At 61.5% G+C, this 13,335-nt stretch carries 16 protein-coding genes; 2 read left to right on the top strand and 14 right to left on the bottom strand.

Annotated features, from left to right (window positions below; genetic code table 11):
- Positions 1 to 507 precede the first annotated feature (507 nt).
- Positions 508 to 1,014: a GNAT family N-acetyltransferase gene (locus H7C19_RS03790; RefSeq protein ID WP_185141246.1), complete on the top strand. Its 507-nt coding sequence runs from the start codon at positions 508 to 510 to the stop codon at positions 1,012 to 1,014.
- Here H7C19_RS03790 and H7C19_RS03795 read toward each other — a convergent pair.
- From H7C19_RS03795 to H7C19_RS03850, 13 genes are all read right to left on the bottom strand, one after another.
- Positions 962 to 1,639: a DUF4166 domain-containing protein gene (locus H7C19_RS03795; protein ID WP_185141247.1), complete on the bottom strand. Its 678-nt coding sequence runs from the start codon at positions 1,637 to 1,639 to the stop codon at positions 962 to 964. The two genes, H7C19_RS03790 and H7C19_RS03795, sit on opposite strands and share 53 nt — an antisense overlap.
- Positions 1,623 to 2,576 (bottom strand): DoxX-like family protein, encoded by a 954-nt coding sequence (locus H7C19_RS03800; protein WP_185141248.1) that lies wholly within the window; start codon positions 2,574 to 2,576, stop codon positions 1,623 to 1,625. The genes H7C19_RS03795 and H7C19_RS03800 overlap by 17 nt, the downstream gene beginning before the upstream one ends.
- Positions 2,573 to 3,037, bottom strand: coding sequence for a thiol-disulfide oxidoreductase DCC family protein (locus tag H7C19_RS03805; protein ID WP_185141249.1), 465 nt, complete (start codon positions 3,035 to 3,037; stop codon positions 2,573 to 2,575). Before H7C19_RS03805 ends, H7C19_RS03800 begins: the two co-directional genes overlap by 4 nt.
- A gap of 256 nt (positions 3,038 to 3,293) precedes the next feature.
- Positions 3,294 to 3,956, bottom strand: a complete 663-nt coding sequence (locus tag H7C19_RS03810) for a response regulator transcription factor (protein ID WP_185141250.1) — start codon at positions 3,954 to 3,956, stop codon at positions 3,294 to 3,296.
- Entirely contained in the window at positions 3,953 to 5,272 is a 1,320-nt protein-coding gene (locus H7C19_RS03815) for a sensor histidine kinase (RefSeq protein ID WP_185141251.1), read from the bottom strand. Before H7C19_RS03815 ends, H7C19_RS03810 begins: the two co-directional genes overlap by 4 nt.
- Before the next feature lie 155 nt (positions 5,273 to 5,427).
- Complete coding sequence (locus H7C19_RS03820) at positions 5,428 to 5,682, bottom strand: 50S ribosomal protein L33 (protein ID WP_185141252.1); 255 nt, start codon at positions 5,680 to 5,682, stop codon at positions 5,428 to 5,430.
- Between the two features lie 308 nt (positions 5,683 to 5,990).
- Positions 5,991 to 6,350 carry a 50S ribosomal protein L20 gene (gene rplT, locus H7C19_RS03825; RefSeq protein ID WP_185141253.1) on the bottom strand — a complete coding sequence of 120 codons (360 nt, stop codon included), beginning with the start codon at positions 6,348 to 6,350 and terminating at the stop codon, positions 5,991 to 5,993.
- A 51-nt stretch (positions 6,351 to 6,401) separates the two neighbouring features.
- Positions 6,402 to 6,602, bottom strand: a complete 201-nt coding sequence (rpmI, locus tag H7C19_RS03830; protein WP_185141254.1) for a 50S ribosomal protein L35 — start codon at positions 6,600 to 6,602, stop codon at positions 6,402 to 6,404.
- An 18-nt stretch (positions 6,603 to 6,620) separates the two neighbouring features.
- Positions 6,621 to 7,124 carry a translation initiation factor IF-3 gene (infC, locus tag H7C19_RS03835; RefSeq protein ID WP_227884633.1) on the bottom strand — a complete coding sequence of 168 codons (504 nt, stop codon included), beginning with the start codon at positions 7,122 to 7,124 and terminating at the stop codon, positions 6,621 to 6,623.
- Positions 7,125 to 7,436: 312 nt separating this feature from the next.
- Positions 7,437 to 7,907, bottom strand: a complete 471-nt coding sequence (locus tag H7C19_RS03840) for a YdeI/OmpD-associated family protein (RefSeq protein WP_185141255.1) — start codon at positions 7,905 to 7,907, stop codon at positions 7,437 to 7,439.
- Between the two features lie 32 nt (positions 7,908 to 7,939).
- Complete coding sequence (locus H7C19_RS34140) at positions 7,940 to 8,125, bottom strand: hypothetical protein (RefSeq protein WP_221469021.1); 186 nt, start codon at positions 8,123 to 8,125, stop codon at positions 7,940 to 7,942.
- 13 nt (positions 8,126 to 8,138) lie between these two features.
- Positions 8,139 to 9,377 (bottom strand): glycosyltransferase family 2 protein, encoded by a 1,239-nt coding sequence (locus H7C19_RS03845; RefSeq protein ID WP_185141256.1) that lies wholly within the window; start codon positions 9,375 to 9,377, stop codon positions 8,139 to 8,141.
- 345 nt (positions 9,378 to 9,722) lie between these two features.
- Positions 9,723 to 10,883: a glycosyltransferase family 4 protein gene (locus tag H7C19_RS03850; RefSeq protein ID WP_185141257.1), complete on the bottom strand. Its 1,161-nt coding sequence runs from the start codon at positions 10,881 to 10,883 to the stop codon at positions 9,723 to 9,725.
- 234 nt (positions 10,884 to 11,117) lie between these two features.
- On the opposite strand from H7C19_RS03850, the gene H7C19_RS03855 reads away from it, so the two are divergent.
- Positions 11,118 to 11,645, top strand: coding sequence for a phosphatase PAP2 family protein (locus H7C19_RS03855; protein WP_185141258.1), 528 nt, complete (start codon positions 11,118 to 11,120; stop codon positions 11,643 to 11,645).
- Positions 11,646 to 12,189: 544 nt separating this feature from the next.
- On the opposite strand, the gene trmB is transcribed toward H7C19_RS03855, so the two are convergent.
- Positions 12,190 to 12,978, bottom strand: coding sequence for a tRNA (guanosine(46)-N7)-methyltransferase TrmB (gene trmB, locus H7C19_RS03860; protein ID WP_185141259.1), 789 nt, complete (start codon positions 12,976 to 12,978; stop codon positions 12,190 to 12,192).
- Positions 12,979 to 13,335: the final 357 nt, after the last annotated feature.

Below are 13,335 nucleotides of genomic sequence, written 5' to 3' on the forward strand. Positions count from 1 at the left end.
AAATGTTCGAGTGAAATCAAAAAGCCCTTCATCCACAAAACGTCGACATAGACGTTCTGGGACGAAAGGCTGTTCCTTCCGCGGTACCACCCGGGTTCGCCGACCACCTCGCGGTGGACGACCTCGTCAAGTACAAAGCGCATGATGTAACATCTGCTTCCGTACTTGGGGCGCGATAACGTGCGCTACGCGATTCCCCCTACTGCGCCGGCATGGCGGTTCAGGAGAACAGCTCCGAGGAGACCTTGCGTGCAGGGGTTCTGGCATCGGTCGCAGCAATCCCGACGCTCTCTGAGCAAAAGAGCCCTTACGCTTCTTCCTCTTCACGGCTGTTCAAGTTGCATCAAGTTGTACTCATTATATGCCTCGCCCGACGGTTCGTCAATACGCGTATGAAGATTCGCGGAGAGCAGACCGCTTGGCATGGTCATACGATACAGCATGCCCCGCTGCTGCTTGAGGCTAGCTTGCAGCAGCGATCCCGTCACTATGCAGGAGGTGCCGCGAATGATTCGATGGAAACGGCGAAGCGACCTGAATGGCATTGTCCAACTCGTCCGAACGGAGCTTATCCCGCTCTCTCCGCGCCAGCATCCGCGCGACCGCAGGCTGACCGATCACGTGAAGGAGCGCCTGAACCGCGGCGTCACGCTCGTCGTCTCGCGCACCCGCGGCGGCGAGCCGTTCGCCTTCCTCCACATGATCGTCCAGCAAGAGACGCTGTTCGTCGACCTGCTCGCGGTCGGCGCCAACCATCAGAACCGGCATTGGGGCTCGGAGCTGATGCGGCAAGCCGAAGCCTACGGCCGCAAGCACGGCTGCAAGCAAGCGCGGCTCTACGTCGACGAAGGCAACTACCGCGGACAGCGCTTCTACCAGCGTCTCGGCTATTCGGTCATAGGCTATAGGTCCGACTTTCAATGCTACGAGATGGTCAAACCGCTGTCCGCGAACAGCTCCTTCACTCCCGTCGCTCCAGCCGAAGGGGCTTGGCACCAATCGGGATTGCGCTAGCGCTCATGGTCTTGAACGCCGCCTGGAAGGCGCCTTCATAGGCGAAGACCGGTCCCGCGATCGGATGGCGTACCGCCACCGTTATCCGATAGCATGCCGCATCGTCGTCATACCATTCGCAGACTTCGGCGATGCCGGTGCAAACGGACGGGAAGCGGAAGCCTAGGGGCCCCTCGTAGAAGCGCTGCTCCCCGGAGCGGATCCGAATCCCGCCGTTCGGCGCGACGGCCAGATCGAGGTCGACCGCCAGATGCTGGCGGTTGCCCAGGTAGTCGACGATCCGTCCTCGCTCGCCGCTATAGATCATCGTCGCTTCGAAGCGTCTGCGGGCGTCCGCGAATTGAAAGGCGCGGTTCCAGGTTACGGTCTCCCGCCCCAGTTCGTCGCGGTAGGCGTAGTTCGCGATCTTGAAGGGTACGCTCCGGCCGGACTGCGGAAACATGATGTTCCTCGTCGCGCCGAGCGCAAGCGGCAATACCGCCCACTTGGCGTGCCAGATTCGGTCCATGACGCCCGCTCCGAACGAGGCGATCCCATCGGCGCTCGAGAAGCCGAAACGCTCGCGGATCTTCGGATGAAGCCGCGCGAAGTCGTCCCCTAGCGCCAGCTCATAGATGGACGGCATCGCGATTCCCTCCTCTCCGTTCCGGCGTTGCCGGCTTCCGCCTGCAGTTGCCGGCCCGCGGGAGTCCCGCCGCCGTCCCGGCCGCGATGCCGCTAAGCGCGAGCATCGGCAGCGCCAGCGTCAACGGGCCGAACGGCGCGTTCATCAGCGACGGCTGCGCCGCCGCGCCGGCCGCCGTCAACAGGATCAACAGGATTGCCTGCGCCCCGAACGTCCAGCCTCGGCGATGCCAGCGGACGACCGCCGCGCCGATCAGCAGCTCGGCCGCGCCCAGCGCGAACAAAGCCTGCTCCTCGCGGCCGGGGAACCAACCCGCGGCTTGCATCAACGCGAGCTCGCCGGATGCCGGGTGGAGCATCTTCGGCGCCAATCCCTCGTAGATCCAGCACGATGCCAACGCCAGGACGCTCAGCGCGTGCGTCAGCGTCTGCCGCAGGCTGAGCGCGGGCGCGATCCCCCGCTCCAGCCACAGCTTCAGCGCGTCGAAGCTCCAGGCGGTCGCCCATCCGAAAAGCGGGCGGAAGACCGCGCGGTCGAACAGCCGGCCGAGCGCCCCGAATCGCGTATCATAATCGTACCGGGTCGCGAAGGCAAGCTTGCCGTCCGGCAGCGGGACATACCGCCAATAGCCGGCGCCGCTGCGAATCAGCGAGCGCGGGTCGTCGGAGGCGAAGCGCAGGGCGGACACCCGGCTGCCGTCCTGTCCCTCCTTCGCTGCCGCCGCGCGGCCGGTCCCGCCGATGTTCAGGCCGAAGCCGATATGCGTCGCATAGCGGAAGGCCTGGACGCGCGCCTCGGGCGCCTTCGGCAGATAGGCGATCTCCGAGAATCGCAGATCCCACTGCTCATGCAGCCCAGGCGTCTGCGTATGCCGCCATAGCGTCTCCATGTCCGCCTCGATTACCGTCTCCACGTAGATCGGTTTCCCTTTCCTCATCGTTGCGTCCCCTCCTGCTCCGTCTCCCGCATTCGGCTGCGCGCTTCGTCGTTCGACCGCAAGTCGCAAGCGCCGGCCCCGGCTCCGTCTAACGGGAACCAGCGCCGCCTCCTCGCGGCGATCCAATCGTACGCGCGATCCCGCCAGCGTGCCGGCACGAGGATGCCCCCGTACAGCAGCGGCCAGCCCCCGTCCAGATGCCGGAAGACGCGCAGCGCCGCCTCGGACCTCGCGTAATATCGTCCGCGCATGATCATGACGAACGTGCCGTTCTCGGGCGCGTGCAGACGGCCCTGGGCAAGCGCCTGGCGTCCGTATTCGGAATCGAGCGCCGCGAAGCGGAAGCGGCGCGCGGAATCCCGCTTGGCCACGAACCGGGTTAGGTTCCGGCAGAGCAGGCATTGCCCGTCGATGAGCAGAACGATCGATTCGGCTTGGGACGCGGATGTTTGTCGTCTCATCGTGATCGCCTCCTTGCTATATCGTCATTGTAGACGAGCGGAGGCCGGCTGCTCAGGACCAAATTCCGTGGCCGGACAACTCAAAAAGGTACTACATCGCGTAGTACCTCGTTAGACGTATCGTATACGGTTGTCGGAGCGGCGTTGCGTTCCTTTACGGCAGCTCTGCATGGCGCTCTGCATGTCTGCATGGCGGCTCTGCAGTTTGCTTTGCGTTGCGCCCCAGCATAGCAACTCCGTGCAACGACTTATTCCCTTACTCGTCGTTCCGCGTCTCGCCCCGCTTTTCATGTCGATCCGCCGCGAGTCCCTTGCGCCGCACCTTGTCGACCGCCTCTTTGCCGCTGCGGACTTGGAGCTTCTTCAGAATCTTGTTCACTTGATTTTTGAGCGTGCTCTCCGCTTTGTACAGCCGCTTCTCGATCTGGGGATGCGTGTAGCCCCGCTCGATCATCTCGTACACTTCCCGTTCGGCCGGCGTGAGCGGCTTGAGCTGCTCCTCCCGCTTCAGCCTGGCGAACTCCTTGAGCAGCGCCTCCATCGCCCCGGGATGATGATAGACGCCGCGGATCGCGTGCGGCAGCTCCCGATACCGGCTCTTCTCCAAGTACTGCACGGCGCCCGCCGTGAACGCGTCGGTCATCGTCTTCTCGTCGGTATCCGAGGTGAGCATGACGACCCGCATGGGACGAATCTCGAGCATCTCCATGGCGGCGTAGATCCCGTCGCGGCCCGTCTCGGAAAGATGTACGTCCATGAGGACGACGTCGAAGTCGAGCGTGCGCGCCAACTGCAGCGCTTCTTCGGCATTCGTCGCCGCGCCTACGATCAGCAAGTCCTCTTCCCGGTTCAGGAAGGCGCTCATCGCTTTGATCCAATCCGGATCGTCCTCCACGAGCAGCAATCGGATTCGGTTCATGCCATTCCCCTCTTCCTCGGCAGATGCAGCGAGACGACGGTACCTGCCCCGACCGTGCTGGCGATGTCCGCATATCCCCCGCATTTCTCCATCACCTGATAGACGTAGGACAAGCCGAGCCCGTAGTTGTCCCGATTCGGCTTGGTGCTGTAGAACGGCTCCCAGACGCGCGGGATCGCCTCCGGCGGGATGCCGTCTCCCGAATCCAGGACGCGCAGCACCGCCTCCTTGCGTCCCTGTTCCACGACGACGCGGATGACGCCGCCGCCGGGCATCGCCTCGGCCGCGTTCGCCAAGACGTTGTCGAACGCTTCGCGCAGGTGAACGGGGTCCGCGAGCACGACCGGCCGGGCCGAATAATCTTCGGCCACTTGGACTTCCCGCTCCGCGAGCCACGCCCGGCGCCGGTCCAGGCAAGCCTGCGCCACCTGGTCCAGCCGGCACGGCTCCGGATGCCAAGCGAGGTCCCGGGTCCGGCTATGAACGCGGTTCGTCATGTCCATCAAGTGATCGGCGGCGTTCGCGATCACTTGGAGATGCTCGCGGGCTTCCGCTTCGTCCGCGATCAAAGCGCGCTTGGCGTTGTCCACGCTGATCGCAATCTTGCCGACTTCGTTTTTCACCGCGTGGTTCAACAACCCGGTGCTCATCCGAGCCGCCTTCATCGCGCCTTGCAGCGAGTCGTTCTCTAGCCGCACCTTCACGCCCAGCACGCCGTAGACGAAGACGCAGAGCACCGCGAGCGCGAACGAATAGACCAGGAACAACGATATGTACCGGAAAAAATCGAAGTCGGGCGACAAAGCCTTGGCTACGTTGATCAATGCGATCACGCCCAGCAGGGTGGGGACGGTGATCAGCGCCGTAATGAGACGATTCCGCTTCGTTCGCAGATTCGTCTCTCGCAAGTACGAACGGATCAACAGCCAGCAAGCCGTCAAATAGTAGGGAACCGTCCAGATCAGCAGCAGCTTGAAATTCAGCGCCAACTCCGGCGTGAACAGCGTCGCGGCGATCGTCGCCGCAACCGGGACGAGCAGCGCCGCCTTCCAGCTCCGCCTCGTGCGCACGCGGGGGGCCGAACCGGCGTAAACGATGCTGAAGACCAGGACGCCGTACGGAGTGAGCGTATGGTTCAGCATCTCGGCGAGCCGTGCCCAGAACGCCAGATCCGGGGCACGGAAGGCTGTCTCCGCCAGGCCTCCGAGCGCGGCGCTGAGCAGGAAAAACGCCGCCCAGCGGTTCGCTTCGTTCCGGTAATGAGCGGCCAGCAGCAGCGCGGCGGCCGTCGCCAACACAACAAGATAAGAGAGCATCGCAGCACCTTAAGCTCCGTCTTTGTCGGTCATTATAACATATTTCCCGCGCTTCCGAGCCGTACGGATAAACGAACGGAGCGGGGCGCAGGCCGCCGCTCCGTTCCGACCGGTCGCGAAGCGTCAAGCCGCGCTTCACCTTCCCCGTTCAATGCTTACCAGAATCCGCCGTCCCAGCCGAAGCCGCCGTCCCAACCCCAAAACGGAGTGGTGCCAATTGCCAGCACATCGAACAATACGAGCGGTAAAAACGCTTTGGTACGCACGTTTTTGCCCGTTTCTTGTTGCAGTACGAGGACGTTGCCGCGAATTTGCACGAGCTTGCCGCTGACGACCGAGCCGTCTTTCCGCTTCGCGTAGACATGGCGGCCGACCAGCTTCTTGACTTGCTCATGAGTGACTCGGGACATTCGAACCCCTCCTTTCACGTTTGTCCTATACCGTATGCCGTGCAAGCCTTCTCGGCCTGCACCCTTGTCTCGCCGCCATTCGCGGATACAGACAGATGTAGGGGGTGCGGCGGGACCGGACAAGCGGGATGGTTGTCTACGACCCTTTAGGCGAACGGTGCGGGAAAGGCGGAAAGAAAGCATTTGCCGGCTTGCGGGCACGAAGAGCAGAGCACGTAGGCGGATGCTGCATTCGACGGAAAACGCAAAAAGCGCCGCTGCCCGCTCCAACGAATGGAGAGGCGGCGGCGCCTATGCTGCAACGCGGATTAAGCGTTGATTTTTTCCTTAGCGGTGCCGGCCAGCGAGTTGAACGCGTTGATATCGTTCACGGCCAGATCGGCGAGGATCTTGCGGTTCACTTCGATGCCGGCCAGCTTCAGGCCGTGCATCAGCTTGCTGTAGGACAAGCCGTTCTGACGAGCGGCCGCGTTGATGCGCACGATCCACAGCTTGCGGAAGTTGCGCTTCGTTTGGCGACGGTCGCGGTATGCGTACGTCAGGGACTTCAGAACTTGCTCGTTTGCTTTCTTGAAGAGGCGGTGTTTCGCGCCCCAGTAACCTTTAGCCAGCTTCAGGACTCTATTGCGACGGCGGCGCGTTACGAACCCGCCTTTGACTCTTGCCATTTGCGATTACCTCCCGGAAAATGTATAACTCGCTGCTGCGAGATCGATGGATTACTTCAGGTTAGCCAGTTGCTGTTGCAGACGACGAACGTCGCCTTGCGCCATCAGCGGCTGGGTAGCGAGCACGCGCTTTTGACGGCCCGATTTGTGGGACAGCAAGTGGTTGCGGTATGCTTTATGACGCTTCACTTTGCCGGTGCCGGTAATTTTGAAGCGATCTTTCAAGCTGCTGTGGGTTTTCATCTTAGGCATCTGTTGTTCCTCCTGTCATCAATGGGTGGCTTTGGGGGCCAGAATCATAATCATGCTGCGGCCCTCCAACTTCGGGATGCGCTCGATGACGCATAGTTCGGCTGCGGTCGCTTCGTTCGCGACGCGCTCCAGAATCTTCTGGCCGATGTTGGAATGGGCAATTTCACGACCGCGGAAACGCACGGAGCATTTCACCTTGTCGCCTTCCTTCAAGAACTTCAGTACGTTGCGCATCTTCGTCTGATAGTCGTGCTCGTCGATGTTCGCGCGGAACCAAACTTCCTTCAGGTCGACGATCTTCTGATTCTTCCGGGCTTCCTTTTCTTTCTTCTGCTGCTCGTAACGGAATTTGCCGTAGTCCATGATGCGGCACACCGGAGGCTTCGCCTGCGGCGCTACGTTAACCAGGTCAAGGTTAGCGTCGATGGCCATCTGCATCGCTTCCCGAAACGGCTTGATGCCGATTTGTTCGCCTTCCGGTCCGACTAGCCGAACTTCTTTCGCCCGGATTTCCTCGTTGATTTGATGATCCTTGCTAATAGCGTTCCACCTCCAAAATGGAATAAAGGTCGTTTTTGAAGCAACTTCTCTAAAAACAAAAAAATACGGGTCATGAGAACCCGCATTCCGCTCGCAAACGTTGTATCGGCTTCTGGCAAGCTATGCTCACCAACAACCAGTTGACGTAGGCTACGCATACCAGCCAGCAAAAGCCGAACAGGTGAGAAGCGGGTGCTTCTTCTTACGCGTGCTGATTAAACAGTCACTCGAGTACTATACCACGCCCGCCCGGCACTGTCAACCTGCGGCGCAACGACGTTCGCCCTGCGCGGCTCAGTCCCTCAGCTTGCGCCGCTCCGCCAGCCGCGCCGCCGCCGCGGCGATGCGCAAACGCCGCGTCTCCTCGCGTTTGGCCGACTCGATCCACGAGACGTATTCTTTGCGGTAGGAATAGGCGAGGCTATCAAAATAGGACATCGCCTCCGGCGACTCCGCCAACGCGGCAAGCAGATCCGCCGGCGCTTCCACCGTTCGTTCCTCCGTGTCGGGCTCCAGCGCCACGCGCACGGCGTCGCCGGCCTCGGACACGCCGGCCTCCTCGCGCAGCGCCCCGCCGACGACCAGATAGTGCCTGCCGTTGCCGTGCGGCAGGAGCGAGCTGCGGAACCCGGCGCCGTTCACGGTCCCGCGCACGCGCGCCTGACCCTTCGCGCCGAAAGCCTCCTCGACGTCGAACGGAACGTCCACGTACGTCCAGGTTCCGACGCCCGGCGGCCGAACCAGCTTCCCCTCGAATTCGCGCATGCGGTCATCCCCTCCGTCCGGCTGATCATCCTCTAGTTCGAATTGTAAAGCAGCGCCGCCGCAGGTACAAGCCGACCGACGACGGCCGATGTGCCCGGTCCGGGCGGAAGCCCGGCCGTCGAGACCGACGCCGGTCGGCCGTACAGGCCGTCCCATCGGAGCACGTCGGCCGCCATCCGTCGGCAGCGCAAAACGGCGGCCCCGAAGGGCCGCCGCATCGCGGCAGCATGTTTACATCTGCTTGCCTTGCACCTCTTCGAGCCGCAGGACGCGGGTGTGCTCCGTGTGGCTCCACGTCTTGTTGTTCTGCGTGAAGAACGCCCAGAACGTGACCGGCCACCAGGAGAAGAAGAAGATCGGGAACGTGATTAAGCGGAAGTAGAGCTTCCAGTTGACCTTCTCGAGCAGCATGGACAATGGCAGCTGCGCGTAGATGTAGAGCGAGATCGGAATGGCGATCCAAGCCGGCGCGACCGAGTAGATCGAGTCGAAGTGCGGCGAACCCGGCAGCAGCAGATCGAACCACAGCGTCGCCGTCAGCAGGAAGCCGATCAGGAAGTTGTACGCGTTAAAGATATAAATGGCGGCGTCGATCTTCACCCAGCTGCGTTCCTTGATCCCCTGCCAGAGCGTGGAGATCATGTAGCGGCGGGTAATGTCGAAGTGGCCTTGCATCCAACGAAGCCGCTGACGGGCGGAAGCGCGGAACGAGACCGGCTTCTCGTCGTAGACGCGGGCGTCGAAGTTGAACTTCGGCTTGATGCCGCGCTGAATGCAGCGAATCGTGAATTCCAAGTCCTCGACCAAGCTGGTCGCGCCCCAGCCCATCTCCTTCAGCAGCTTCGTCTCGAAGCACATCCCGGTGCCGCCCAGGAAGTTGGACAGACCGAGGTTATAGCGCGGAAGCTGCCAGAGCCGGTTGCAGAACCAGTAGTTGATGCCGTTTGCGGCGCTGACCCAGGAATCATGCGGGTTTTTCGTGTCCAGATAGCCCTGGACGACTTGGTGCCCGTTGCACAGATCCTCGTTCATGTATTGCAGGAAGTTCGTCGCGACCAGGTTGTCGGCGTCGAACATGACGACGGCGTCGTACTGCTTCGGGCGTTTCCACAGTTCCTTAAGCATCCATTCGATGGCGAAGCCTTTGCCGCGCTGATGCGGGTTGTTCCGCTCGCAGGCATAGACCCCCGGGTAACGGCGCACGACAGCGGCAGTGCCGTCGGTGCAGTTGTCGCAGATGACGAAAATGTCGAACAATTCGCGCGGATATTCCATCTTCAGCAGGTTTTCCAACAGCGCGCCGACGACGGTCTCTTCGTTGTGAGCGGCCACGAGAAGAGCGAACGATTTGGTCGGCTTGTGTTCGATGCGTTCTTTTTTGCGGTACCAACCGAAAAAGGACAGGATGACCTGGTAGGCACCAATCAGGAAAAAGAACACCTGAACGGCGAGCAAAAAGTTGTTCAACATATTCGGTTTTACCCCCTAGACCCCTATTTTTCTTAAAATGCTTTTCTCTCTTTTGTGTTTGCGGTCTTGTGCCCGAAGCCGGACCAGCCATTTTTCGTTAAAAGTCACAACGCTCATTTTCTTTGGTTTCCAGCGCTTTGTCAAAACGCGATAATCCGCATATCCGGCCTTTTCCGCGCAAGAAGCGGGAATCTCGGTGGCAAGGCCGCATCTAGGAGACGGATATCGCCGGTTGTAAACGATATATCGCCCGAATGCTCCGTTTCTAAGGCCGGAGTCCCGGCGACCTTCACCCGTGCGACATTTCTCGCCGATGAAATGTTTTTCATTTCTCGTACAGGAATCTCATGAGACGGCCGGCACCTCCGCGCTCGCCTCCGCCATGCCGTTCAGCAGGCGGCCGAATACGTCGTCCCAGGATCGGGATTGCGCCTCTTGGATCGCCCGCTCGGACAACGCGGCGCGCAGCCCCGGCTCGCGGTAAAGCCGGATTAGCGCGTCTGCGAATGCGGAGGGGTCGGCAGGCGGGCAGAGCAAGCCGCTCGCGCCGTCCTCCACGGTGTCGGGCAGCGCTCCCGCGTTCGCTGCGACGACCGGCAGGCCGCAAGCCATCGCTTCCAGCGCCACGTTGCCGAACGTCTCCGTCGGCGACGGGAACAGAAGCGCGTCGGACGCGGCCATCCAGGGCTGCAGCTCGCGCTGCGTAACGGAGCCTAGGAAGACGGCGTTCAAGCCAAGCTTGGCTGCGAGCGCCCGAATGCCCGGCGCTTGCGGGCCGTCACCCGCGAGCGCCAGCCTTACGTCGGCGCCGGTCTCGCGGGCGAAGCGGGCGGCGGCGTGAACGGCGACCTCCGTCTGCTTCTCCGGCGCGAGCCGTCCCGCATAGAGCGCCACGAAGGCGTCCTGCGGAATGCCGTTCGCGGCGAACAGCGCGCCCCGGTCCACCCGGGGGTGGAAGACGGACGTGTCGATCGCGCGACTCCAGACCTCGAGCCCGCGCCAGCCGTCCTTGCGGCATTCTTCAAGCACCGATCGGGACGGAACGTAGATCCTCCGGCATGGGCGATGAAACCAATGCAAATATCTCCATAAGAGTTTACCCATCCACTGTAGATTGTAAAACGGCAAATACCGCACGAAATGCGTGTGGTGCGAAGCGACGAGCGGAATGCCGTGCTTCAGCGCGAGCCGCCGGCCGGTCATGCCCGTCCCGAAAGGCGTCGCGACATGAACGACGGTCGGCCGGAAGTCCAGCAGCTTGCGTTCCGCGCCGGCGGACGCCGGCATGGCGATGCGGCATTCCGGGTACAGGAAGAACGGCACGCTCGCGAGCCGTTCCGCGACGCCGGCGGCGGCTTCTTCGCCGCGCGGGCGGGCCGGGGCGAACACCTGGCAGGCGACGCCCTGCTTGCGCAGGTACCCGACCCACCGTTCGAGCGTCTTGGCCACGCCGTTGATCTCCGGCGCGTACGTATCGGTAAACAAAGCCAATCGGACTTCTCCCATTCGCGCTTCGCCTCCTCTAACGATCCTCTAGGAGCATCGTAAAGGCCGCAGGTTATCGCGGTGTCAATGGGATGTCAAATCCGTCGTTTTACAGACGGACGCTGCCTCCGTATATCCAAGGTCAAATCCGTCGTTTTACAGACGGACGCTGCTCCGTTCACACGGCGCTGACATTCCGCCCTTAGAATAGAAAGCATAGTCCGCCCTGACGGCGAATAAAGGAGAGCGATCGACATGAGCCGATTCTACCGCCTGCTGCATCAAGTGGAAGGCCCTTTGTTCCTGCACGTCAATATCCGATGGAATCGCGAAGCTTTGAATTGGCTTTTCTATATGTTGTCCTTGCTCGGCGGAGCGACGTTCAGCCTCGCCTTCTCCCTCGCGGCCGGCTTGGTCGCGCCGGATCCGTGGAGCACGGCGGGCTGGCAAGCGCTCGCGGCCGTGGCCCTCAGCCACTTGCCCGTAGCCGCGGCCAAACGGAGCGCTCCTCGCTTGCGCCCGTATCAAGTGTTCGAACGCGTGAACACGGGACGGCGTCCCTTGAAAGACCCCTCCTTCCCTTCCGGCCATACGACGGCAGCCTTCGCCATGCTGACGCCCTGGATGGCCGCTGAGCCGCTGCTGATCCCGCTGCTCCTGCCTCTCGGCATCGGCGTCGCGTTATCCCGCGTCTACTTCGGCCTCCACTATCCGAGCGACACCGTCGCCGGCGCCATGCTGGGGAGCGCTACCGCGCTGCTCGTGGCCACTTGGATTCACTAAGTTAACGAAGCGGGCGGCGAGTTGGTTGCCGATCGGCCGGAATCTTAAGGTTTTTTTAACAATCTCGGGCAGCCTGGCGACCCGTTATTTCCGAAGCCGCGCGGCTGTTTCCGAGGCTCCGCTCCGCCCGTTAACCGTATTTGGCGGTTATCGCCGCTGTTTCCGAGGCTCCGCGAGGGCCGTTAACCGCTTTTTGCGGCTATCGCCGCGGTTTCCGAGGCTTCGCACCATCCGATAACCGCTTTTTGCGGTTATCGCCGTGGTTTCCGAGCCTTTGCACCACCCGATAACCGTTTTTTGCGGTTATCGCCGCGATTTCAGAGGCTCCGCGCCGCCCGTTAACCGTATTTTGCGGTTATCGCGACCTTCGCACCCGCTTCGCGCGGACCCGCCGACCCGATGGCGCGACTTCGTCTACGGAACCTCCCGTTAACCCGGCGCATCGGCTGCGGTTCACCTCCAAAAACAAAAACAAAGCCGCAATCGCAAAGGCATCGCCTTTGGATTGCGGCTTCTTCATCTCATTGCATCTCCGAACTTCGACTTAATCCTCGTCCTCGTCCTCGTCCGGCTCGTCCGCCGCGCCCGGCGGCCGCTCTTTGGCTCCGCCCTTGCGCTCCGAGGCGGCGAATTCCTCCGCGATGCGCCGGCGATGCTCCTGAAGTACCTTCTCGCCGATGACGGCCTCCAGCCGGTAGATCGGCTGGCCCATGCCGACGAACTTGGTCTCGTATTCGGTCATGACCAGATCCTCGCGCAGCGTCTCCCGGTGCAGGTCGAGCGAGATGTTGCGCATCTGCAGCCCCGCGTCCGAGAAACTGTTCAAGGAGAACTCGAACAAGCTGAGCGAATCGGTCTTGAAGTGAATCTCGCCGATCTCGCTGAGCAGCTCCTTGTACTTCAAGAGGAAGCGCGGGTGGGTCAGCCGGCGCTTGCCGTGCTTGCTCTTCGGCCACGGATCGCTGAAGTTCAGATAGATGCGCTCCAGCTCCCCGGGTTCGAACATCTCCTGCAAATACTCGACGTTGCCGCGCACGAGCGCCAGGTTCGGCACGCGGTCGTGCCCCTTTTCCGCCCAGGCGGCACGCGCCTTCTCGCTGCCTCTGCGCAACAGCTCGTCGAAGATGTCCATGCCGATATAGTTGATCTGCGGCCGCAGCACGCTGTTCTGGCTGATGAACCGTCCCTTGCCCATCCCGAGCTCGATGTGAATCGGATGATCGTTGCCGAAGAACTCGCGCCACCGGCCCTTCCACTTCTGAGGCTCCAAGATGACCAGTTCCGGCTGGGCCTCCAAGCTTTCCCTTATATTTTTCCTGCCGCGCAAACGCATGAGGGTCCTCCCGATATCTATAAAATAGACCTGTGCCGCCATTTATTGTGCCCAATCTCCCAGGGAAAGTAAAGAGCAACGCCATAAAAAACACGCATGACCTTACCAGGTCACAGGCTATAATGAAAATTGCGACAGGCTATAAAAGGATCGCACAGCGGCGAATCCGGCCTTTACGAGCTGCAACGATTAAATCCACATGGCCTATTGGTGGTAAGCGGACATTCTGACATTCTAAGTTCCTATTGTTCCGTCATCATAGATTTGTCGGACCTCCAGACCGCCGGATCTCCAGATCTCCAGACCTCCAGACCTCCCGACCTCCGGACCTCCAGCCCTCCAGACCTCCAACGCCGA

Origin of the sequence: Cohnella nanjingensis, assembly GCF_014212125.1 — a bacterium.
Classification (GTDB): domain Bacteria; phylum Bacillota; class Bacilli; order Paenibacillales; family Paenibacillaceae; genus Cohnella; species Cohnella nanjingensis.

Excerpts from the sequence above, each read along its gene's own strand:
- H7C19_RS03795 (WP_185141247.1), bottom strand. The coding sequence starts at position 1,639 with ATGCCGTCCATCTATGAGCTGGCGCTAGGGGACGACTTCGCGCGGCTT.
- rpmI (WP_185141254.1), bottom strand. The coding sequence starts at position 6,602 with ATGCCTAAGATGAAAACCCACAGCAGCTTGAAAGATCGCTTCAAAATT.
- H7C19_RS03820 (WP_185141252.1), bottom strand. The coding sequence starts at position 5,682 with ATGTCCCGAGTCACTCATGAGCAAGTCAAGAAGCTGGTCGGCCGCCAT.
- H7C19_RS03810 (WP_185141250.1), bottom strand. The coding sequence starts at position 3,956 with ATGAACCGAATCCGATTGCTGCTCGTGGAGGACGATCCGGATTGGATC.
- H7C19_RS03800 (WP_185141248.1), bottom strand. The coding sequence starts at position 2,576 with ATGAGGAAAGGGAAACCGATCTACGTGGAGACGGTAATCGAGGCGGAC.
- H7C19_RS03790 (WP_185141246.1), top strand. The coding sequence starts at position 508 with ATGATTCGATGGAAACGGCGAAGCGACCTGAATGGCATTGTCCAACTC.
- H7C19_RS03855 (WP_185141258.1), top strand. The coding sequence starts at position 11,118 with ATGAGCCGATTCTACCGCCTGCTGCATCAAGTGGAAGGCCCTTTGTTC.
- rplT (WP_185141253.1), bottom strand. The coding sequence starts at position 6,350 with ATGGCAAGAGTCAAAGGCGGGTTCGTAACGCGCCGCCGTCGCAATAGA.
- H7C19_RS03840 (WP_185141255.1), bottom strand. The coding sequence starts at position 7,907 with ATGCGCGAATTCGAGGGGAAGCTGGTTCGGCCGCCGGGCGTCGGAACC.
- H7C19_RS34140 (WP_221469021.1), bottom strand. The coding sequence starts at position 8,125 with ATGCGGCGGCCCTTCGGGGCCGCCGTTTTGCGCTGCCGACGGATGGCG.
- H7C19_RS03805 (WP_185141249.1), bottom strand. The coding sequence starts at position 3,037 with ATGAGACGACAAACATCCGCGTCCCAAGCCGAATCGATCGTTCTGCTC.
- H7C19_RS03845 (WP_185141256.1), bottom strand. The coding sequence starts at position 9,377 with ATGTTGAACAACTTTTTGCTCGCCGTTCAGGTGTTCTTTTTCCTGATT.
- H7C19_RS03850 (WP_185141257.1), bottom strand. The coding sequence starts at position 10,883 with ATGGGAGAAGTCCGATTGGCTTTGTTTACCGATACGTACGCGCCGGAG.
- trmB (WP_185141259.1), bottom strand. The coding sequence starts at position 12,978 with ATGCGTTTGCGCGGCAGGAAAAATATAAGGGAAAGCTTGGAGGCCCAG.
- H7C19_RS03815 (WP_185141251.1), bottom strand. The coding sequence starts at position 5,272 with ATGCTCTCTTATCTTGTTGTGTTGGCGACGGCCGCCGCGCTGCTGCTG.